Origin of the sequence: Ruegeria arenilitoris (genome assembly GCF_013031355.1) — a bacterium.
Lineage (GTDB): Bacteria > Pseudomonadota > Alphaproteobacteria > Rhodobacterales > Rhodobacteraceae > Ruegeria > Ruegeria arenilitoris_C.
Genome location: NZ_WPZO01000001.1, coordinates 625,997 through 646,387, shown reverse-complemented (window position 1 = coordinate 646,387; position 20,391 = coordinate 625,997). Strand labels below are relative to the sequence as shown.

The 20,391-nt window shown below is 58.6% G+C and carries 18 protein-coding genes and 1 tRNA gene; 8 read left to right on the top strand and 11 right to left on the bottom strand.

Translation table 11 applies throughout. The annotated features are described in order from the left end of the window. Nucleotides 1-70 precede the first annotated feature (70 nt). Genes GOX63_RS03185 through GOX63_RS03165 form a run of 5 tightly spaced genes read right to left on the bottom strand, consistent with a single transcriptional unit; the run spans nt 71 to nt 4,119 of the window. On the bottom strand, nt 71-1,243 hold the full coding sequence (locus tag GOX63_RS03185) for a molybdopterin molybdotransferase MoeA (RefSeq protein ID WP_170544750.1): 1,173 nt from the start codon (nt 1,241-1,243) through the stop codon (nt 71-73). Next, the gene (moaC, locus tag GOX63_RS03180) at nt 1,240-1,713 is read right to left on the bottom strand and encodes a cyclic pyranopterin monophosphate synthase MoaC (RefSeq protein ID WP_170335736.1); all 474 of its coding nucleotides are present in this window, start codon (nt 1,711-1,713) and stop codon (nt 1,240-1,242) included. The genes GOX63_RS03185 and moaC overlap by 4 nt, the downstream gene beginning before the upstream one ends. Beyond that, on the bottom strand, nt 1,713-2,525 hold the full coding sequence (gene trpC / locus GOX63_RS03175) for an indole-3-glycerol phosphate synthase TrpC (RefSeq protein WP_170325050.1): 813 nt from the start codon (nt 2,523-2,525) through the stop codon (nt 1,713-1,715). Before trpC ends, moaC begins: the two co-directional genes overlap by 1 nt. Next, a complete protein-coding gene (gene trpD / locus GOX63_RS03170; protein ID WP_170325049.1) occupies nt 2,522-3,541 on the bottom strand; it encodes an anthranilate phosphoribosyltransferase in 1,020 nt (339 codons plus the stop codon). The genes trpC and trpD overlap by 4 nt, the downstream gene beginning before the upstream one ends. Beyond that, nucleotides 3,538-4,119, bottom strand: a complete 582-nt coding sequence (locus GOX63_RS03165; RefSeq protein ID WP_170325048.1) for an anthranilate synthase component II — start codon at nt 4,117-4,119, stop codon at nt 3,538-3,540. Before GOX63_RS03165 ends, trpD begins: the two co-directional genes overlap by 4 nt. A gap of 195 nt (nt 4,120-4,314) precedes the next feature. Between GOX63_RS03165 and GOX63_RS03160 the strand changes: the two genes are divergently transcribed. From GOX63_RS03160 to GOX63_RS03150, 3 genes are all read left to right on the top strand, one after another. After that, a complete protein-coding gene (locus GOX63_RS03160; RefSeq protein WP_170325047.1) occupies nt 4,315-5,859 on the top strand; it encodes a divergent polysaccharide deacetylase family protein in 1,545 nt (514 codons plus the stop codon). A 612-nt stretch (nt 5,860-6,471) separates the two neighbouring features. Continuing rightward, nucleotides 6,472-6,987, top strand: a complete 516-nt coding sequence (locus GOX63_RS03155) for a hypothetical protein (protein WP_170544747.1) — start codon at nt 6,472-6,474, stop codon at nt 6,985-6,987. A gap of 3 nt (nt 6,988-6,990) precedes the next feature. Further along, the gene (locus GOX63_RS03150) at nt 6,991-7,632 is read left to right on the top strand and encodes a hypothetical protein (RefSeq protein ID WP_170544744.1); all 642 of its coding nucleotides are present in this window, start codon (nt 6,991-6,993) and stop codon (nt 7,630-7,632) included. 45 nt (nt 7,633-7,677) lie between these two features. Here the strand turns inward: GOX63_RS03150 and trpE are convergent, their stop codons facing one another. From trpE to fabI, 5 genes are all read right to left on the bottom strand, one after another. Beyond that, complete coding sequence (trpE, locus tag GOX63_RS03145; RefSeq protein WP_170544740.1) at nt 7,678-9,189, bottom strand: anthranilate synthase component I; 1,512 nt, start codon at nt 9,187-9,189, stop codon at nt 7,678-7,680. Nucleotides 9,190-9,201: 12 nt separating this feature from the next. After that, nucleotides 9,202-11,043: a peptidyl-prolyl cis-trans isomerase gene (locus GOX63_RS03140; protein ID WP_170544737.1), complete on the bottom strand. Its 1,842-nt coding sequence runs from the start codon at nt 11,041-11,043 to the stop codon at nt 9,202-9,204. Between the two features lie 80 nt (nt 11,044-11,123). Then, nucleotides 11,124-12,299 (bottom strand): aminotransferase, encoded by a 1,176-nt coding sequence (locus GOX63_RS03135; RefSeq protein ID WP_170325042.1) that lies wholly within the window; start codon nt 12,297-12,299, stop codon nt 11,124-11,126. A gap of 27 nt (nt 12,300-12,326) precedes the next feature. Next, the gene (gene gpt / locus GOX63_RS03130; protein ID WP_170325041.1) at nt 12,327-12,836 is read right to left on the bottom strand and encodes a xanthine phosphoribosyltransferase; all 510 of its coding nucleotides are present in this window, start codon (nt 12,834-12,836) and stop codon (nt 12,327-12,329) included. Between the two features lie 5 nt (nt 12,837-12,841). Next, nucleotides 12,842-13,648, bottom strand: a complete 807-nt coding sequence (gene fabI / locus GOX63_RS03125; RefSeq protein ID WP_170325040.1) for an enoyl-ACP reductase FabI — start codon at nt 13,646-13,648, stop codon at nt 12,842-12,844. A 135-nt stretch (nt 13,649-13,783) separates the two neighbouring features. Here fabI and pdxH point away from each other — a divergent pair, with 135 nt between their 5' ends. From pdxH to GOX63_RS03105, 4 genes are all read left to right on the top strand, one after another. Continuing rightward, a complete protein-coding gene (pdxH, locus tag GOX63_RS03120) occupies nt 13,784-14,389 on the top strand; it encodes a pyridoxamine 5'-phosphate oxidase (RefSeq protein ID WP_170325039.1) in 606 nt (201 codons plus the stop codon). A gap of 142 nt (nt 14,390-14,531) precedes the next feature. Beyond that, nucleotides 14,532-15,038 (top strand): cold-shock protein, encoded by a 507-nt coding sequence (locus tag GOX63_RS03115; protein WP_174826701.1) that lies wholly within the window; start codon nt 14,532-14,534, stop codon nt 15,036-15,038. 6 nt (nt 15,039-15,044) lie between these two features. After that, on the top strand, nt 15,045-15,512 hold the full coding sequence (locus tag GOX63_RS03110; RefSeq protein ID WP_170325037.1) for a DUF192 domain-containing protein: 468 nt from the start codon (nt 15,045-15,047) through the stop codon (nt 15,510-15,512). Nucleotides 15,513-15,555: 43 nt separating this feature from the next. Then, nucleotides 15,556-15,632, top strand: a tRNA-Pro gene (locus GOX63_RS03105). Between the two features lie 10 nt (nt 15,633-15,642). Here GOX63_RS03105 and GOX63_RS03100 read toward each other — a convergent pair. After that, nucleotides 15,643-16,077 carry a hypothetical protein gene (locus GOX63_RS03100; RefSeq protein WP_170325528.1) on the bottom strand — a complete coding sequence of 145 codons (435 nt, stop codon included), beginning with the start codon at nt 16,075-16,077 and terminating at the stop codon, nt 15,643-15,645. Nucleotides 16,078-16,611: 534 nt separating this feature from the next. Between GOX63_RS03100 and GOX63_RS03095 the strand changes: the two genes are divergently transcribed. Continuing rightward, the gene (locus GOX63_RS03095) at nt 16,612-20,232 is read left to right on the top strand and encodes a vitamin B12-dependent ribonucleotide reductase (protein ID WP_170325036.1); all 3,621 of its coding nucleotides are present in this window, start codon (nt 16,612-16,614) and stop codon (nt 20,230-20,232) included. Nucleotides 20,233-20,391: the final 159 nt, after the last annotated feature.

Genomic DNA, 20,391 nt, shown 5'->3' with positions numbered 1-20,391 from the left:
CCTCGTCGGTCATGCGTTTTCTTTTGTTCTACGCATGTTCACGTTTTGTGTCAACGGATTTGAGCGCCGATTAGATCGGCAGGTACAGCACCTCATCCCCGGCGGGGCGTGCCGGATCATGAGGTTCGCGCACCAAAAGTGCATTGGCCTGCGCCAGAACACTCAGCAGAGAGCTGTCCTGATCCGCACACGCGCGAATGCCCGTGTGGTCCAGTATCGCGCGCATGTAGTGCTCGCGCGGGCCGTTTTCGCCAATAGGTTCAGCCAGACGCGCGCGCTGAAATGGGGTCAGGGCTTGTTCAATCCCCAGCATCCGCCGCACCATCGGAATCAGGAAGAGGTATCCGCAAACCATTGCGCTGACAGGATTTCCCGGCAATCCAACCATCGCGGTGTCGCCCAGCCGACCAGCCATAAGAGGCTTCCCCGGGCGCATCCGGATCTTGTAGAAGGATCGCTCCATCCCCAACGATTGCGAGACATCGGCAACCAGATCGTATTCGCCTACCGAGGCACCGCCGATGGTAACAACCAGATCGGCGCCCTCTGCCAGCCCAAATGCCGTTTCAAGAGAGGCAACTGTGTCGCGCGCAATCGGCAGAACGCGCACCTGCGCACCCGCGTTATCCAGCAGGGCTTTCAGGCCAAATGTGTTCGACGCGATGATCTGATCCGGACCGGGGGTTTCGCCTGGCATGACCAGTTCGTCTCCGGTCGAAATCAGTGCAACCACGGGTTTGCGTGTGACCGGCACTATCGGAATGTTCATAGCCGCCATCAACGCGACGTCCTCGGGGCGCAGTACGCGCGGTGCCGAGATTTGGGTGCCGGTTTGGAAATCGATACCGGCAGGGCGGATGTTGGATTTGGACCCGGGTTCCTCGGTGATCGTCAGCAGATCACCACGACGGTCGGCATCTTCTTGAATAACAACGAAATCCGCGCCTTCTGGCACCGGTGCGCCGGTGAAGATACGCACGGCTTGACCCGGCCCAACGGTGCCTTCGAACCGACGTCCGGCCGCGGATTCACCAATGACCTTGAACATTGCGTGCAATTCGACTTCGGCCGATTTGAGCGCATAGCCATCCATCGAGGACGCAGCAAAAGGCGGCTGATCGCGGGTGGCACTGACGTCCTGCGTCAATACACGCCCGGCGGCTTCGACGAGCGGAACAGTTTCGGCGTTCAGCGGGGAAACAAGATCAAACAGCAGCGCCCGGGCGTCTTCGACCGTAATCATTTCGCCTCGTAACGCCCTGATTTACCGCCATCTTTCAACAGAACGCGGATGCCGCCGATCTCCATCGCCTTATCGACGGCCTTGGTCATGTCATAGACGGTCAGCGCGGCAGTGGAGGCTGCAGTCAGCGCCTCCATCTCAACCCCGGTCTGGCCTGAGGTCTTGACGGTCGCCTCGATCTGAACGCCGGGCAAGTCGGGGTCCAGTGTCAACTCAACGGCCACTTTGGTCACCGGCAGAGGGTGGCACAGCGGAATTAGGTCAGGCGTCTTCTTTGCCCCCATGATCCCAGCCAGACGCGCGACGCCTAGAACGTCACCCTTCTTGGCGCGGCCTTCGGAAATCAGATCAAAAGTTTCCTGCGCCATTTTGATATGGGCGGCGGCAACCGCCACCCGGTCGGTGACGGCCTTGTCCGACACATCGACCATATGCGCCTGTCCTTGCGCGTCAAAATGGGTCAGAGGCATCACATCACTCCAGGGATTAGCGGGTTTGCCAGCAATTGACGTGTGGCCGCTGTGACATCGTCCTGACGCATCAGGCTTTCACCGATCAGGAAACAGCGCGCGCCATAGCGGGCGATATCGGCCAGATCTGCGGGCGTGCTCAGGCCGCTTTCGCAAACAATAGTCCGGTCGCCCGGCACCAGTTTCGACAACCGGCGCGTGGTATCAAGCGAGGTTTCGAAAGTCTTTAGGTTTCGGTTGTTTATCCCGATCAGAGGGCTTTTCAGCTGGGTCGCACGTTCAAGCTCGGCTTCGTCATGAACTTCGATCAGAACATCCATACCCCAGTCGAACGCGGTTTGCTCCAGCTCAGCGGCCTGGCTGTCTTCGACCGATGCCATGATAATCAGAATGCAATCTGCACCCAAAGCGCGCGCCTCGATCACCTGATAGGGGTCGTACATGAAGTCCTTGCGCAGCGCGGGCAGCGATGTGGCTGCACGGGCTTCGGTCAGAAACTCTTTGGCGCCCTGAAAGCTGGGGGTGTCGGTCAGCACCGACAAGCAAGCCGCGCCGCCGTCTTCGTAGGCTTTGGCGAGAGCGGGCGGATCGAAATCGGGGCGGATCAACCCTTTGGAAGGGCTCGCTTTCTTAACCTCGGCGATCAGGCCATAGCCCTTACGCGTGGCCTTTTGCAGTGCGGCTGCAAAGCCTCGAACTTCAGGGGCAAATCGTGCCTCACCTTCCAGAAGGTCCAGAGGTTTCTCTGCCTTGTCAGCAGCGACTTCCTCAAGTTTATAGGCTTTGATTTTGTCCAGTACCGTCTCTGTCATGCGGCCTCCTGAGTCTTTCGGGCCAGTGCGGCGATTTTTTCTTTGGCTTTTCCGCTGTCTATGCTTTCGACGGCTTTGGCAACCCCGTCCTTCAGGTCGGTGGCGGCGTCTGCCACCACCAGTGCGGCGGCAGAGTTCAGCAATACCGCGTCACGATAGGCCGAGGGCTGCCCATCCAGCAGCGCGCGGAAGGCGACGGCGTTTTGTTCGGGTGTACCGCCGAGGATATCCTCGAACGGGTGCACCGGCAGGCCTGCGTCTTCGGGGTGAAGCTCAACCTCTTTAACGATACCGTCTTCCAGTGCGGCAACCCAGCTGATGCCGGTGATGGTCAGCTCATCAGTGCCATCCGACCCGTGCACCAGCCATGCGCGATCCGAACCTAGAAGGCCCAGTGTTTCTGCCATTGGGCGGATCAGGTCGCGGCTGAATGCTCCGGTCAGTTGGCGTTTGACACCGGCCGGGTTGGTAAGGGGCCCGAGGATATTGAAAATCGTACGAGTCCCAAGCTCTTGCCGTGAAGGCATGACATGGGCGATGGCCGGGTGGTGCATCGGTGCCATCATGAAACCGATGCCGACCTCTTCCAAAGCGTTTTCAACCACTTCCGGGCCGACCATCACGTTGATGCCCAGCTGTCCCAAAGCGTCTGCTGCGCCGGATTTCGAGCTGAGGTTGCGGTTGCCGTGCTTGGCCACGGTCACACCGGCTCCGGCCACAACAAAGGCCGTGGCGGTTGAGATATTCAGCGTGCCCTTGCCGTCGCCCCCGGTGCCGACGATGTCCATCGCTCCGGCGGGGGCTTTGACCGCATTACACTTCGCGCGCATGACGGCAGCGGCAGCGGCGTATTCCGCGACCGTTTCACCTCGAGTGCGCATCGCCATCAACAACCCACCGATCTGGCTGGGCGTGGCTTCGCCTTCAAACAGGATACCAAAGGCCTGTTCAGCCTCGTCGCGGGTCAGAGGCCGGTCGGCGGCGGCTCCGATCAGCGGTTTCAGAGCGTCGCTCATGCGGGAACTTTCATCTCAGACAGGAAATTCTTGAGCAGGGCGTGGCCGTGCTCGGAGGCGATGGATTCCGGGTGGAACTGGACGCCGTGGATAGGCAGCTCTTTGTGTTGCAGGCCCATGATGGTACCGTCTTCCAACTCGGCCGTGATCTCAAGGCAGTCGGGCAGAGTGTTGGGATCGACCACCAGCGAATGGTACCGGGTCGCTTCAAACGGCGTGGGCAGCCCGGCAAACAGGCCTTTCCCGGTGTGGTGCATGGTACCCATTTTGCCATGCACGATCTCATGGCAGCGGATGACGTCGCCGCCGAAGGCCTGTCCGATGGTCTGGTGGCCAAGGCATACGCCCATCAGCGGGGTTTTCGTCTCGGCAGCGGCCTCGGTCAGGGCCAGACAGATTCCCGCCTGATCGGGATCGCAGGGTCCCGGACTCAGCAAGATGCCTGCCGGGTTCATCGCCATGGCTTCCTGAACATCCAGGGCATCATTCCGCCGAATGACCATTTCGGCACCAAGTTCGCCTAAATAGTGTACGAGGTTGTAAGTAAACGAGTCGTAGTTGTCGATCAGCAGCAGCATTTGGGCACTTGTCTCGGCTTGGGCATTTCGGGCTGGCGATACAGCCCCGAGCCACGGTATAATGTCGGGACATACATGCTCAGGCTTGCGCGGCAGCGTCAAGGGGACATCCGGTTCCAGAGGCCGAGGCAAGTAAATGCCGCAGCAGACGGCGAATATGCGATCGAAGCAGGACCAGGACGAGAGGCAATAAGTATGGGCGGATTTGTCGGCGGGATGATCGTGGGAACGATCGTTGTCCTAGTGTTGGGGGCAGTGGTGTCTCTGAACACGCCTCTGACGAAAAAACCGGAAGTGGCCGTGTCCGCTCCGCAACCCGAGGCGGTAGAAGTTTCCGAATCCACCGCAGACGCGACGGACACCGTTGGCGATGCCGATCTATTGGACCTGCCGCCAACCGAACCCGAATCCGACTTTGATCAGACCGACACGCTGGCTGAATTGTCGGATGTCGAGATCGAGCCTGAGGATCAGCCCGAGATGACAGCGCCTGCCGCACAGGTCGATGAGCCTGTCGAAGCGACTTCTGCACCGGTTGCCGTTTCCACAGAAGCGCCCGTTGCGCCGCAGGCACCGCCGTTGGTGCAGGGATCACCCAGCGCCGAGGCCTTGCCCGAAGTGTCGTTGGACGCGCCCGAAGCCCAGCCCGAACCGGTCGTCGAGGTTGAGGCGCAACCTGAAGTCGCCGAACCTGCGGCACAGCCAGAACCCGAAGTTGCAGAGGTCGAGCCCGAGACGGAAACCGCAGTCGCTGAGGTCGAACCACAGCCTGAATCCGGCAATACGCCTGAAACCGAATCCGCTGGTGCCCCGGACGCTGAACCCGAGGTAGCCGACACTGAGGCGGCTGAGGCAGAAGAAAACCCGTTTGAGAACAGCCCGATTGCCGTCGAAGGCGACGAAGATGCAGCGCCGCGTGATCTGCCGCGAATTGCGTCCGTTCCCCAGATCGGAGGGGAAGGTGAAGCTGCCGCCGGTCCAAGCGTTGGCACGCGCGTTGTGCCCCTGACCGAACGTGATGATGCCACTCAGGTCGCTGAAACCGGTACGGATCTGCTGGCTCCGGGCAAGCCGATCGAGGCATACGCGGCCGAATTTGAAAATCCTGAGGCCAAGCCCCTGATGTCCATCATCCTGATCGACGATGAGGGCGCTTACGGTGCCGAGGCCTTGCAGGACTTCCCGTACCCGCTGACCTTCGCGGTCAGCCCCTCGGATCCTGATGCCGCCGAAAAGATGAACAGGCACCGCGAGGCAGGTTTCGAAGTTCTTGCCCTGGCCGATCTGCCCGAAGCCGCCAGCGCGCAGGATGCTGAGGTATCTTTGGCCGTGTGGCTCGAAGAACTGCCGGAAACGGTGGGTATCCTCGAAGGCGTGGACTCGGGCATTCAGGGCAATCGAAAACTGGCCGATCAGGTGGCCGCGATTGCCGCGGGGACCGGGCGTGGGCTGATCACGCAGGATAACGGATTGAACACCGTGCAAAAGCTGGCCGCCCGTAATGGCGTGCCCTCGGGCGTGATCTTCCGTGACATTGATGGCGCGCGTCAGGATCCCAAGATCATGCGCCGTTTCCTGGATCAGGCCGCGTTCCGCGCCGGGCAGGAAGGAACCGTCGTGATGCTGGGCCGCCTGCGCCCCGACACGATCTCGGCCCTGTTGTTGTGGGGACTTGAAGATCGGGGTAACCGCGTCGCAATGGCTCCGATTTCCGCAGTGATGATCAATAACGCAAAATAAACTCAGGTTGTGTAGCCCCCAGGAGTTTTTTAATCGGTTGCTGAAAACAAAGGACGTCCTTGTGACGTTTCTTTCGTGACGCCAAATCCCCTGGATTTGGTGGTTGCCCACTTTCGTGGTGTAAATATCATTATATTGCTTTTGTTTGATGGCGGGTGCGTTGTCTCAACCCACATTTGCCGGATGCTCTCCGTCTCAATTTTCCGAAAACGGCCCGTATTACTCACCTATCGGTGACCCAAGCGACGCCCTGAAGCGGGGACGCATAAAGCTTCCTAAAATAAGGGGTTATAAGGGCAAAAATTATACTGCGCTTGAGGCTGGGAACAGGCTTCAATACTCGTCAAAAGGAAAGTTCTTATTGCGCGCAGGAGCAAACGAGGGGGATTACATTGTCGTTCTCCCCAGTAAAAACCGAGAAGCAGTTCTTGTTCGCAGTATAAGTCATTCTGTACGTGCAAAAGCAGCAAACTACGCCTCTTTGACCAGATCCGATCTGGATTTCGGAACCTGCGACGCAAGGAATGAAGACTGTCAACTCGGACTCGGTGACGAGAAGTACTTTTACGAACCAACAAGTTTGTGTTGGCGCACTCGGATGAACGCGAGCTGTTGCGTACTCCGAACCTGGACAAACAGTTCCATTTTGTTTTTCAGGGAACCAGCGGCTGCCACCATACAGGGCGGCTGACGAACGAGCGGGGTAAATGGGTGTCCGGCTCGGTCTACACTGGGATGGAAAATGTTGTTGTAAGCCCTAAGGGGAAGTTCATCATTGAACAAACAGCTTATGACATAGCGCAGATTTTCTTACCCAATCCAGCCTTTGCCAGCCTGCCAGACCCTGACAAAGCCAATCCGGACAAGTCGCCGAATCTGGTGGTCAGTTCGGTTGAGATTAGTTTGCATGACGTGCCATCAGACAGTGGCTTGTGCCTTGAACTGTCAGCACCCATTCCGACCGGAGAGTATTCAAAGAGTTGGTTCGGGGGTGCAAAGGCGCATAAAAAGGCAGCAATGAATGCTGCAAAAAAGGGTGAATGGCAACCAACAGTAACGGAGTTCCACTTTCAACAAATAGAAAACAAACGCCAAAGCGCGTTTATCATATTGCATTGGCAGCAATAGACTATGTCGAAAGAGATGGAGAACATCCTGAAGGCGTTTCCGTCTTTCCTGTCCCTTGTTTCGGAAAGCGGGAACCCGTTTGTCGAGGATAAAGGGAAAAGAAAAACGCTGGAAACTGCAACAGAAGCTGTTTGGTTTTTAATACCTTTCCACTTTTTTGCCTTCCTTGGAATGATGCCCGTTGCGTCCAACAATACGACAATCTTGATTTTTGTTGGGTTCGCATCCCTGCTTGGTCTCAGTTGGGTCGGAACCATCATTGGCGTCGTGGCGGCAAAACTGAGTGGCTGGAGGCCGGTCAGGCGCGAGAACTGTGTCGCAACATGGGTCGCGTCATTGTTTGTTACATGGTTCTATTGCGTTGCATTTATCAGCCTGTTCAATTTCTTCAGGTGGGCGCTTCGCCTGAAATTCGAAACTTGGCCAAACATTTTCAATGAGGTGCAGCACTACATCAATCATACGATCTTCGATGTAGTGTCAGCTGATGTATGGGTTATACTGGGCGTGCCGATCAGTGCGTCGATTGGAATGCTGATTTCTTTGCCGCCCAATCGCCGAGGCACAGTGCCTCAGCGGATCATTCTCGCAGTTGTCTGTGCCGGAGCCTGCGCAGTGTTCATCTATTTCTGCAAAGACTTTTAGGCGCCCAAGATCGGCGGAGCGGCCTCTACGCAGTAAAGAGTACTGCTATGAGTTTCCGTTTCCGGTGAACCGGGCGGCATCGGCTGCGGCGCGGCGAATGGCGTTCGATTTGTGAACGGTCTCCATGTATTCGTATTCGGGGTCGCTGTCGTACACGACACCGCCACCGGCCTGAATATACAGTTTCTGGTCCTTCACGATGGCCGTCCGCAGGGCGATACACATATCCATATCGCCACCGGCGCTGAAATAGCCAACACCGCCGCCATAGACACCGCGCTTTTCCGGTTCCAGCTCGTCAATGATCTCCATCGCGCGCACTTTCGGCGCGCCTGAAACGGTGCCGGCTGGCATCCCGGCAAAGAAAGCGTCCAGCGCGTCTTTGTCTTCGGCCAGCTCTCCGACTACGTTCGACACGATGTGCATTACGTGGCTGTAGCGTTCGATGATGAACTCTTCGGTCGGACGTACGGTTCCTATCTTGGACACGCGGCCGGTGTCGTTGCGGCCCAGATCCAGCAGCATCAGGTGCTCTGCCAGCTCTTTCTTGTCGGCCAGCAGATCGGCCTCGTTGGCCTTGTCTTCTTCGGGCGTTGCACCTCGGGGGCGTGTGCCAGCGATCGGGCGGATCGTGACCTCATCCCCGAAGACGCGAACCAGAATCTCGGGGCTGGCCCCGACGACCTGAAAGCCACCGAAGTTAAAATAGAACATGAAGGGTGACGGGTTGGTACGCCGCAGCGAACGATAGAGCGCAAACGGCGGCAGCGGGAAATCCTGCGTCCAGCGCTGCGCCGGGACCACCTGAAAGATGTCGCCCGCGCGGATGTATTCCTTGGCCTTTTCGACCGCTTCCATATAGCCGGACTTGGTGAAGTTCGACACCGGCGGCGCAATTTCGGAGGCATCGCCCAGATCGCGGGTTTCGGCGGGCATGGCGCGTTCCAGATCGCGAACCGCGTCCATCACACGTTCAGCAGCCTGCGCGTAGGCGGCCTTGGCCGATTGCCCCTCGGCCACCCAGGCGGGGGAGACGACGGTGACTTCGCCTTTAACACCATCCAGAACAGCAATGACCGACGGGCGCAGCATGATCGCATCGGGCAGGCCCAACGGGTCGGGGTTCACGTCTGGCAGGTATTCGACCAACCGCACCATGTCATAGCCCAGATAGCCGAACAGCCCCGCCGCAGCCTGTGGCAGGTCGTCCGGCAGCGCGATGCGGCTTTCGGCCAGTAACGCGCGCAAGTTGTCCATCGGGTTACCGTCCTGCGAGTCGAACGCCTCGGCATCGAAGCGAGCCGAGCGGTTCAGTTCCGACGTTTCCCCGCGACACCGCCAGATCAGGTCAGGCTTCATGCCAATGATCGAATACCGCCCGCGGATCTCTCCACCGGTCACGGATTCCAGCATGAACGCGTCTTTCTGCGCACCTGTCAGTTTGAGCATCAGGGATACGGGCGTATCCAGATCAGCTGCCAGACGGGTATAGACGACCTGATTTTCGCCAGCCTCATAGGCGCGGGCGAAGCTGTCAAACTCGGGGGTCAGGGCCATACTCGGTCTCTTTTAATAGCTTGACTGCACGGCGTTCAACGCGCGCTGGTCAATTACCGGTCGGGCGCGGGCCTGCGCATCGCGCACATAGGCGTCGAAGATGTTCTGGGCCAACGCCTGGTTCAACTGAGCCTCAAGCGCGGCCTGGGCCTGACGCAGCTCGTCGGTTTCGGCAGGCGCCAGCAACTCTTCCAGACGGATGATGAACGCGGAACCGTCACCCGGAACGGTGCGCAGCTCGCCGGGTTCCATTTCGAAAACCTGCACCATGAAATCCGCAGGCACATCGTCCAGGAACGCGGTGCGGGTCAGGGCGTTTTCTACGCGGAATGGCAGGCCTGTGGTGGTGAAGTCACCATCCGCTTTCAACTGCTCCAGAACCGCTTTGGCTTGTTCTTCCAGTGCCTTGTTCGTCTCGGCCTGCGTCCATGCTGCCACCACGAGTTCGCGCGCTGTCTCCAGCGGCTCGGGGCGTTGGGGCAGAACTTCGTTCAGGCGCAGGGCAAAGATCGAGCCGTCCTCAAGGAACGCAACCTCGGGAAAATCGCCTTCGTTCACCGCTTCGGCGGCGGTGCGGAATCCGTCATAGGCGGCGACACCATCGTCGCTCTGGCGGGTCCAGTCGATCTGACCCAATTCCATCTCGGTCTCAGAGGTCAATTCTTCCAGAGTGGCGCCTCCGGCCAGCAGGTCATTGATGTCTTCGGCCTGTGCCTCGATCTGACGGCGGGCGCGATCGGCGGCCAGTTCCTCTCGCAGGGCGGGGGCGGCGTCTTCGAATGAGGTTGTGTTTTCAGCCAGCGAGCCGTTGATGCGGAACAGCGCGGGGCCAAAGGTCGACGGAAGCGGGCCGACCACGGTGTCCAGATCAGCGGCAAAGACGGCCTCGGCCGCGTCGCCCAGATCCTCACGGGTTACGTCACCAAGGTCGATGTCGCTGAGTTCCAGCTGGCGGTCCCGTACCAGTTGTTCAAACGTGGTACCGCCGACCTCAAGCTGGGCCATCGCTGTTTGTGCTGCTTCCTCGCTGGGGTAGGTCAGGCGTTCGACTAGACGGCGCTCAGGCTGATGAAACTCAGACGCGCGCTGATCATAGAGGCGACGCACCGAGTCCTCATCAATCTCGACACTGTCCAGCAGCATTTCGGGCGACAGAATCGCATATGTCAGTTTCTTGGTGCGGGGCAGGGTGAACTGATCCGTGTTTTCATCGTAGTAGGTCTGAACCTGTTCATTCGTGGGGGCTGCAACAGGAGTGGTCAGCGCATCCGGCCCGACCGTGGCCACGGTAAAGCTGCGGCGGGCGCCTACGTAGTCTGTCAGCACTTGCGTCAGGACCGAAGGCATCTCAACCCCGCTGACCACGGCGTTCTGCACGATGGTGCGCGAGGATTCCTTGCGCAGGTCCGATTCGAATTCGGTATCCGTCATCCCGACCTGATCGAGCTGGAACTGATATGCGTCACGGTCGAACGAACCATCAACGCCCTGAAACGCCCCAATGGCGACGATTTCCTTTTGCAGGTTCTCGTCGCCGATCGAAATGCCCAGCTCACCAACTTCGTTGTCCAGCGCGGCCAGAGCGGTTAGGCGGGACAAAGCCAGTTGGTCCAGCCCGAACTCATGCGCCTGCGACATTTGCAGGGGCTGGCCGGTCTGGCTTTCGACCGCGCGAATTTCACGCTGCAGCTCGCGGACATACTCGTTGATCGAAATATCTTCGTTGCCCACCTGCGCAACGGTGCGCACGGTGCCGGTCAGGCTGGTTGCGCCAAAGCCCGCAAGGCCCAGCATCAATAGGCCCATGAGAATCCAGACAAAGGTCTTCGATAGGTTTTTCATGCCTGCGGCCATGGTGCCCTCTTATTAATGCGGCAAGTTACTGCCCTGTCGGTTGCGGCCCTGAATACGATGCACGCCGCCGGGGGGCAAGCTCAGAAGGACAGGGCCTGCAGGCGGTCGAACAATTGCGCGATCCCGGCGCGGTCGAGATTGGCAAACGCGATGCGAACCTGACGTCTTCCTGCCGGGTCGTCTTCGGGCATGAACATCGTGCCGGGCAGCAGCAGGATACCTGCCTCGGGCACCAGACGACGCGCCAGTTCATCCGAAGGGATGTCGAACGGATGCTCGAAATACGCGAAATACGCCCCCAGTCCCAACAGGCGCCAGCCCTTGTCGGCCAAGCGGGGCAGTTCTTCCTGAATCGCGGCGCGGCGGTCGAGGATTTCAGCGCGCTCTCCGGCTACCCATTGCGACAGGTTCTGCATCCCCCACAGTGCCGCAAACTGGCCGATCTGGCCGGGGCAAATTGCCACCGTGTCCAGGAACTTCTCGATCTCGGCCAGCAGGTTCGCACTGGTTGCGATCGCACCGACGCGGTGACCTGTCAGGCGATAGGCTTTGGAAAAGGAATAGAGGTGGACTAGCGTATCCTGCCAGTCTGGTTGGCTGAACAGATCATGTGGCGGACCGCTGCGGCTGTCGAAGTCGCGGTAGGTCTCGTCGACCAGCAGCCGAATGCCCGCCTCGCGCGCCAGATCATAGAAAGCGTGCACCAGTTCCGAGGGGTATTCCACGCCGCCCGGATTGTTCGGGGTGACCAGAGCGATTGCGCGGGTTTTGTCCGTGATCAAGGCGCGGACCGCATCGGGATCGGGCAGCAGCTCATCATCGGTTTTCAGGTCGATGGCGCGAACGCCCGTCATATCCAGCCACATTTTATGGTTGAAATACCAAGGGGTTGGCAGGATAACCTCGTCCCCTTCATCGGTGATGGCCGAGATCGCGGCGGCAAACGCCTGATTGCAACCTGAAGTGATGGCAACCTGATCCGCCGCGAGTTCAGCGGCGTAATGCCGGCCGATCTGCGTTGCCAATTCCGCGCGTAAATCGGGATTGCCCAGAACCGGGCCGTATAGATGCGCGCTGTCTTCGGTCACGGCGAACTCGGCCATGGCCTGACGCAGCGCCAAGGGTGGCGGATCAACCGGCGCGGCCTGGCTGACATTGATCAAAGGACGGTCTTCGGGAAAGACCACGCCTTCCAGCCAACGCCGCGCCTCCATCACCGGAGGGGCATATGTGGCGGTGGTGCGTGTCCGGGTCATGCGTGGTCCTGAATGTTCGGCAGAGGATCAGTCGGTGCCGCGATAGGGCTCAACATATTGCAGGGCCATATCCCACGGGAAAAAGATCCACGTGTCCTGGCTGACCTCGGTGATGAACGTGTCCACCATCGGGCGGCCTTTGGGCTTGGCGTAAACGGTGGCGAAATGCGCCTTGGGGTACATCGCGCGCACCAGTTCCAGCGTTTTGCCGCTGTCGACCAGATCGTCGATGATCAGAACGCCCTCGCCATCGCCCATCAGATCGGCGTCGGGGGCTTTCAATACCTCGGCCTCGCCCTGCGCCTGATGGTGGTAGGACCGCACGCTGATCGTGTCGACCGTGCGGATGTCCAGCTCGCGGCTGACGATCATCGCGGGGGCCATGCCGCCGCGAGTGATGGCGACAACGGCGCGCCATGCGCCGTCATCGGGGCCCTGACCGTCCAACCGCCACGCCAAAGCGCGCGAGTCGCGGTGAATCTGATCCCAGCTGATGTGAAAGCCTTTTTCGTGGGGCAGGCGGTCTTTGGCGCTCATTGTTCTTAACCTTTTTCAACGTCCGGGGCGTCGACGGCCTTCATGCCGACGATGTGATAACCCGAATCCACGTGCAGATTCTCACCGGTGACGCCGCTGCTGAGATCGGACAACAGATACAGTGCCGACTTGCCCACGTCGTCGATTGTCACGTTGCGGCGCAGGGGCGAGTTATACTCGTTCCACTTCATGATATAGCGGAAGTCGCCAATGCCGCTGGCAGCCAGGGTTTTGATCGGACCGGCCGAGATCGAATTGACGCGGATGCCGTCCTTGCCCAGATCCTCGGCCAGATACTTGACCGATGCTTCCAGCGCGGCTTTGGCGACGCCCATCACGTTGTAGTGCGGCATCACCTGTTCGGCGCCGTAATAGGTCAGGGTAACGGCGCTGCTGCCTTCGGACATCATCTTTTCCGCGCGCTGCATCACGGCGGTGAAGGAATAGACCGACACATCCATGGTCAGCTTGAAATTCGCACGGCTGGTGTCGACATAACGACCGCGCAGTTCGTTCTTGTCCGAGAAGCCGATCGCATGAACGATAAAGTCCAGCTTGCCCCACTTCTCTTCCAGCGAAGAGAACAGCGCATCAATTGATGCCTCATCGCTTACGTCGCAGGGCAGGACAATTTCGCTGCCCAGTTGCGCCGCCAGCGGGTCTACCCGTTTCTTCAGCGCATCGCCCTGATAGGAAAAGGCAAGTTCGGCTCCGGCTTCGGATAAAGCGCGGGCAATTCCCCATGCAATCGATTTATCATTGGCCAGTCCCATGATGAGGCCGCGTTTTCCGGCCATCAACTGATTTGACATGTTCGGTTCTCCGCCTGTCTTCGCGTCATGTTGAGTTGGTTTATGCCATTGGATGCGCTGCTTCAAGGCCGCGCGCTCTTGCTCACAGCGGGTTCTCGCCCTAGGGTAGTTAATAAAAGTTTCCGGGGGATGGAAATGAACGAGCATGGTGGCATTTTCGCCGGCACCGATCCGTTTGAAATTTCGGAGCGGTGGCTGGGGGAGGCCAAAGACAGCGAATTGAATGATCCCAACGCCATAGCGTTGGCGACCGTGGACCCGGACGGGATGCCCAATGTGCGCATGGTGCTGTTGAAAGAGATCGAATCCGATGCCTTCGTGTTTTACACCAATTACGAAAGCACCAAGGCGGCCGAGCTTGAATCGGCGGGCAAGGCGGCATTTGTCATGCACTGGAAATCTTTGCGGCGGCAAATCCGGGTTCGTGGTACAATCACCCGGGAAAATGGGCCGCAAGCCGATGAATATTATGCGTCCCGCTCTTTGAAGAGTCGTCTTGGGGCCTGGGCCTCGAAGCAGTCTCAGCCCCTCAGCAGCCGGTCTGCCCTTATGGCAGAGGTTGCAAAGGTGACCGCGAAACTGGGGCCGAACCCTCCGCGGCCGCCGTTTTGGGGCGGATACAGGCTGGTGCCGACCGAGATCGAGTTTTGGGCCGATGGTGCATTCCGTTTGCACGATAGGTTCCAGTGGCGCCGGGATCAGGTGGGCTCGGCATGGGAAGTGCAGAGGTTGAATCCATGACGTTCGCGTATCGTGAAATGCAACGCGCAGGAAACAAAGGGTTTTTTCAGCTTGAATTTGCGCGCCATTCCCATACACATCGGACCCTTAACGAACTGTTGAAACTCGCGATGGGAAAACCGTGCCAGAAGATCTGAACAACATGTACCGCGTCCGTGGACACGTGAAATGGTTCGACCCTGCCAAAGGGTACGGGTTTGTTGTGTCTGACGAAGGCGGTCCGGATATCCTGTTGCACGTGAACGTGTTGCGCAATTTCGGACAAAGTTCTGTCGCCGATGGTGCCGGGATCGAGATCATGACGCACCGCACCGACCGCGGTGTTCAGGCGGTCGAGGTTGTTAGCGTCGATCCGCCCGCGCGGACCGACTCGATGATGCTGGCGGATTTTGCCGAGCTTGATCCCGTGGTGATCGCCGAGGCGCCGCTTGAGGCCGCGCGGGTGAAATGGTTCGATAAAGGCAAGGGTTTTGGTTTTGCCAATGTCTTTGGCCGAGGCGAGGATGTCTTCCTGCATATCGAAGTTCTGCGCCGGTCCGGTCTTGCCGACCTGCAGCCGGGCGAGGCGCTGGCGATGCGCGTGATTGACGGCAAACGTGGGCGGATGGCGGCTCAGGTCCTGGCCTGGGAAGCCGCATTGGACGACTGATTGTTGATGACCAGACTTTTCGCGGTTCTTGCAAGTGTATCAATGCTGTGGACCGGAGAGGTTCTGGCCGCGTGTCGTGACGATCGTGTCGGACTGCGCAACGATAAGACCCAGATTAACTTCAATATCGAACTGGCGATAAGCCCGCAGGACAGGGCGCGCGGTCTGATGTTCCGCGAATCGTTGCCGCAGCGCTCGGGGATGCTGTTCGTCTTCGATCCGCCGCAACGTGTGGCCTTCTGGATGAAGAACACACTGATTCCCCTGGACATCATTTTTCTGGATCGCACGGGCACCGTGACGCGTGTGCATGAAAACGCGATCCCCGGCGATGAAACCCAGATTGACGGCGGAGATTCGGTATTTGCGGTTCTGGAAATCAATGCCGGGCTGGCGTCCCGCTACCTGATCACTCCGGGAACCCAGATGCAGCACGAAATTTTTTCGCAAGGCCCTGCAATTTGGCCCTGTTAGGGCTTTTCAAATCAGATGGGCATCGTTAGGAAGGCGCACGGTCCGGGGCGTGGCGCAGTCTGGTAGCGCACCTGTTTTGGGTACAGGGGGTCGTAGGTTCGAATCCTGCCGCCCCGACCACTTCTTTCCTTCATATCGGTGAACCACCCATCGTCTGGAACAGCGCGCCAAGCGCCTGATCCAGATTCTTGCTTTCTACTGGGACGTTGACTGCAGGGCCCTGTTTCCGGGGCACGCTAAAGAACAGCTCAGCATCCACGCGGTAACCCAAGGTGTTTTTGGTCGATGTCATCCGCATGACACTCTTGGGCAGGTCTTGGGGGTATCCATCGTAATTGAGAATCAGAAAAGCGGTTGTGTCCGGTGGCAGCAACTCGGTGCATTCATAGATCCGATTCCCGATTTTCTGGAATTGCTCACCTGGCCCGGCGCATTGGGTTTCGAACGTATCAAAAAGCCGTTCAGGGTATGTGTCGAACTGCGCGCTGCGCGTTGGCGGGGGCACATCTTGTGGTGTGCAGGCCACGATCAACGCCATTACGGGAAGTAAGCGAAACACCAACATTGGATCTGGCACCCTCGATAATTCGTTTTTCACGAAATGAATTTTGTCCAACACACCGGCGAGCGGTTTTTTGATTCTCGTTCAGCCTACCCACCTTAGCGCCGGATTACCAAATGCCGGTAACTGTGCCGAGAAACACAGTTAATCCCGCTGGACGATTTTCAAGCCGCGCGGCGTGGCCGGTGGATGAACCTGTGGAGGAATCGCAAACCGGCGGCAGAGGGGCCTCCGAAACCTTTGGGTCAATATAAAAGATTTCAAAAATGACTGAAAAATGACATTGACGATCTATGGCCGAATACGCCAAGTTGTATGGGCCGAAAGGGATGCCACTAAATCTGGTAGAATAACCGGAGCGGGGCATAGGGCGAGGGTCGGAAAGCACTTCTATTAAACGTGCAACCGTACGAGCGGTTTCGCGCTGTCAAAAACAGCGCCGGGTCGTTTGCGTCCAAAATTTCTGGCACGGCTGACGGAAAGCTGAAAACGCCCCTGACGCCAACGGACAAATTGTTTGAATCTAGGGCTGCGGACATGAAGATTGACAGGAAATTCACCAAATCGGGGCAGGACGCATACGCAGAACTGGACTTTGTGTCTGCGACTTCGGAAATCCGGAACCCGGACGGCACCATCGTTTTCCGCCTCGACGATATCGAAGTTCCTTCAAAGTGGAGCCAGGTAGCCAGCGACGTCATCGCGCAGAAATACTTCCGCAAGGCTGGTGTTCCTTCGGCCCTGAAGAAGGTCAAGGAAAAGGACGTTCCCGAATTCCTGTGGCGCTCAGTTCCTGCCGAAGGTGCTGAATTCGGTGGTGAAACCTCTTCCAAGCAGGTGTTCGACCGTCTGGCCGGTGCATGGGCGTACTGGGGCTGGAAAGGCGGGTATTTCTCGACCGAGGAAGACGCGCGCGCCTATTTCGACGAGATGCGGTATATGCTGGCGACGCAGCGCGCCGCGCCGAACTCGCCGCAGTGGTTCAACACAGGCCTGCATTGGGCGTACGGCATCGATGGCCCGGCGCAGGGGCACCACTATGTCGACTATAAAACCGGCAAGCTGACCAAATCGAAATCCGCTTACGAACATCCGCAGCCGCACGCGTGCTTCATCCAGTCGGTCGATGATGATCTGGTGAACGAAGGCGGCATCATGGATCTGTGGGTGCGCGAGGCGCGCCTGTTCAAATACGGCTCGGGTACCGGGACCAACTTCAGCCATCTGCGTGCAGAAGGCGAAGCGCTGTCGGGTGGCGGCAAGTCCTCGGGCCTCATGGGCTTTCTCAAGATCGGCGACCGCGCCGCTGGCGCGATCAAATCAGGCGGGACAACCCGTCGAGCAGCAAAGATGGTGATCGTCGATGCAGATCACCCGGACATCGAGAAATTCATCGAATGGAAGGTGATCGAAGAGCAGAAGGTGGCCTCGATCGTTGCCGGATCGAAGATGCACGAGAAGATGCTGAACGGCATTTTCGAGGCCATCCGCAGCTGGGACGGCGCGCATGATGACGCGTATGATCCCAACAAGAATGAAAGCCTGAAGAAAGCGGTTCGCGAAGCCAAAAAGGTCGCGATCCCCGAGACTTACATCAAGCGCGTGCTGGATTACGCCAAGCAGGGCCACGACAGCATCGAATTCCCGACCTACGACACGGACTGGGATTCGGAAGCCTATAGCTCGGTATCGGGTCAGAACTCGAACAACTCGATCCGCGTGACCAACGCGTTCCTGACTGCGGTCGAGAAAGACGCGGATTGGGAGCTGATCAACCGCACCGATGGCAAGGTCGCCAAGACCGTCAAGGCACGTGATCTTTGGGAAAAGGTCGGCCACGCCGCATGGGCTTGCGCTGATCCGGGCATCCAGTTCCACGACACGGTGAACGAGTGGCACACATGCCCCGAAGACGGTCAGATCCGCGGCTCGAACCCGTGCTCGGAATACATGTTCCTGGACGACACGGCCTGTAACCTGGCGTCGATGAACCTGCTGACCTTCCTGAAGGATGGTGAGTTCCAGGCGGCAGACTACATGCACGCCTCGCGTCTGTGGACCCTGACGCTGGAAATCTCGGTGACGATGGCGCAGTTCCCGTCGAAGGAAATCGCGCAACTGTCTTATGACTTCCGCACGCTGGGTCTGGGTTATGCCAATATCGGCGGCCTGCTGATGAATATGGGCTACAGCTATGACTCGGATGAGGGCCGGGCGATCTGTGGTGCACTGACCGCGATCATGACCGGTGTAGCCTATGCGACTTCGGCCGAGATTGCCGGAGAGCTTGGCCCTTTCAAAGGCTACGAACGCAACGCCGACCACATGCTGCGTGTCATCCGTAACCATCGCCGTGCGTCGCAGGGTGTGACCGAGGGCTATGAGAAGCTGGCGGTGAAGCCGGTTCCTCTGGATCACGACAATTGCCCGGACAAGCGTCTGATCGATCTGGCCATGTCAGCCTGGGACGAGGCGTTGAGCCTCGGCGAAAAGAACGGTTACCGAAATGCGCAAGCGACTGTAATTGCGCCCACCGGCACCATCGGTCTGGTGATGGATTGCGACACGACCGGAATCGAGCCGGACTTTGCTCTGGTGAAGTTCAAGAAGTTGGCCGGCGGCGGTTACTTCAAGATCATCAACCGCTCAGTGCCGTCGGCACTGGAAAAGCTGGGTTATTCCTCGTCTCAGATCGAAGAGATCGTAGGTTACGCGGTCGGTCACGGCACCATCGGCAACGCGCCGGGGATCAACCACACGTCGCTGACCGGTCACGGCTTTGGCCCGAATGAGCTGGCAAAAGTGGATGCCGCGCTGGAAAGTGCCTTCGACATCCGGTTCGTCTTCAACCAGTGGACTTTGGGTGAGGATTTCTGCACCGGCGTTCTGGGCATCCCGGCTACCAAGTTGAATGACCCGACCTTTGATCTGCTGCGCCATCTTGGCTTTACCAAGGCGGATATCGACGCAGCGAATGACCATGTCTGCGGAACCATGACGCTGGAAGGTGCGCCGCACCTGAAGGAAGAGCATTATTCGATCTTCGACTGCGCCAACCCGTGCGGCAAGAAAGGCAAGCGTTTCCTTGGCGTTGACAGCCATATTACCATGATGGCGGCGGCGCAGAGCTTCATCTCGGGCGCGATCTCGAAGACAATCAACATGCCGAATGACGCGACGATCGAAGACTGTCAGAAGGCCTACGAACTCAGCTGGTCGCTGGGTGTGAAAGCCAACGCGCTGTACCGCGACGGCTCGAAATTGTCTCAGCCTCTGGCCGCAGCTCTGGTCGAGGATGATGACGAAGCGGCGGAAGTGCTGGAAAGCGGTTCGGCGCAGGAAAAAGCCGTCGTTCTGGCCGAGAAGGTGATCGAGAAGGTTGTGGTCAAGGAAATCATCCGCAGCCATCGCGAAAAACTGCCCCATCGCCGCAAGGGGTACACCCAGAAAGCGATCGTAGGCGGCCACAAGGTCTATCTGCGCACCGGTGAGTTCGAAGACGGCAAGTTGGGCGAGATTTTCATCGACATGCACAAGGAAGGCGCTGGCTTCCGGGCGATGATGAACAACTTTGCCATCGCAGTGTCGGTCGGCCTGCAATACGGGGTGCCGCTGGAAGAGTTCGTGGATGCCTTCACCTTCACCAAGTTCGAACCGGCTGGGATGGTGCAGGGCAACGACTCGATCAAGAACGCGACGTCGATCCTGGATTACATCTTCCGCGAACTGGCCGTGTCCTATCTGGACCGCACCGATCTGGCCCACGTGAAGCCTGAAGGTGCAACCTTTGATGATCTGGGTCGTGGCGAAGAGGACGGTTTGTCCAATGTCTCGGAAATCAGTGACAGCGCGGCCTCCAAGTCTTTGGAAGTGCTGAAACAAATCAGCTCGACCGGGTATCTCCGTAAACGTCTGCCGCAAGATCTGGTGGTCTTCAATGGCGGTCAGGCCGAGGTGAACGGCATGGCCGAAACCGCGCCCACCTTTGAAGCGCCTGCAGCTGAAACCGCTGTCGCGACCGGCATGGACGCACGGACCAAAGCCAAAATGCAGGGCTATGAGGGCGATCCTTGTGGCGAATGCGGAAACTACACGCTGGTGCGCAACGGCACCTGCATGAAATGCAACACCTGCGGCGCAACCAGCGGGTGTAGCTAAGACAACCGCCCCGGCAACCCGGGGCGCAGGGGTCGGATGCTGCCACAGTGACCGGCCCCGACGAATACGGAGAAAGGGTCTGAGACTTACCTGACGACCATTCTCCACTCGGCCGACATGCCCGTGTTGGCCGGGAACAGGGTGGGGCGGAATATATGC

Excerpts from the sequence above, each read along its gene's own strand:
- GOX63_RS03150 (WP_170544744.1), top strand. The coding sequence starts at position 6,991 with ATGTCGAAAGAGATGGAGAACATCCTGAAGGCGTTTCCGTCTTTCCTG.
- GOX63_RS03095 (WP_170325036.1), top strand. The coding sequence starts at position 16,612 with ATGAAGATTGACAGGAAATTCACCAAATCGGGGCAGGACGCATACGCA.
- trpC (WP_170325050.1), bottom strand. The coding sequence starts at position 2,525 with ATGACAGAGACGGTACTGGACAAAATCAAAGCCTATAAACTTGAGGAA.
- GOX63_RS03110 (WP_170325037.1), top strand. The coding sequence starts at position 15,045 with ATGACCAGACTTTTCGCGGTTCTTGCAAGTGTATCAATGCTGTGGACC.
- gpt (WP_170325041.1), bottom strand. The coding sequence starts at position 12,836 with ATGAGCGCCAAAGACCGCCTGCCCCACGAAAAAGGCTTTCACATCAGC.
- pdxH (WP_170325039.1), top strand. The coding sequence starts at position 13,784 with ATGAACGAGCATGGTGGCATTTTCGCCGGCACCGATCCGTTTGAAATT.
- GOX63_RS03185 (WP_170544750.1), bottom strand. The coding sequence starts at position 1,243 with ATGATTACGGTCGAAGACGCCCGGGCGCTGCTGTTTGATCTTGTTTCC.
- GOX63_RS03165 (WP_170325048.1), bottom strand. The coding sequence starts at position 4,119 with ATGCTGCTGCTGATCGACAACTACGACTCGTTTACTTACAACCTCGTA.
- trpD (WP_170325049.1), bottom strand. The coding sequence starts at position 3,541 with ATGAGCGACGCTCTGAAACCGCTGATCGGAGCCGCCGCCGACCGGCCT.
- GOX63_RS03135 (WP_170325042.1), bottom strand. The coding sequence starts at position 12,299 with ATGACCCGGACACGCACCACCGCCACATATGCCCCTCCGGTGATGGAG.
- GOX63_RS03115 (WP_174826701.1), top strand. The coding sequence starts at position 14,532 with ATGTACCGCGTCCGTGGACACGTGAAATGGTTCGACCCTGCCAAAGGG.
- GOX63_RS03100 (WP_170325528.1), bottom strand. The coding sequence starts at position 16,077 with ATGTTGGTGTTTCGCTTACTTCCCGTAATGGCGTTGATCGTGGCCTGC.
- fabI (WP_170325040.1), bottom strand. The coding sequence starts at position 13,648 with ATGTCAAATCAGTTGATGGCCGGAAAACGCGGCCTCATCATGGGACTG.
- GOX63_RS03140 (WP_170544737.1), bottom strand. The coding sequence starts at position 11,043 with ATGGCCGCAGGCATGAAAAACCTATCGAAGACCTTTGTCTGGATTCTC.
- moaC (WP_170335736.1), bottom strand. The coding sequence starts at position 1,713 with ATGCCTCTGACCCATTTTGACGCGCAAGGACAGGCGCATATGGTCGAT.
- GOX63_RS03160 (WP_170325047.1), top strand. The coding sequence starts at position 4,315 with ATGGGCGGATTTGTCGGCGGGATGATCGTGGGAACGATCGTTGTCCTA.
- trpE (WP_170544740.1), bottom strand. The coding sequence starts at position 9,189 with ATGGCCCTGACCCCCGAGTTTGACAGCTTCGCCCGCGCCTATGAGGCT.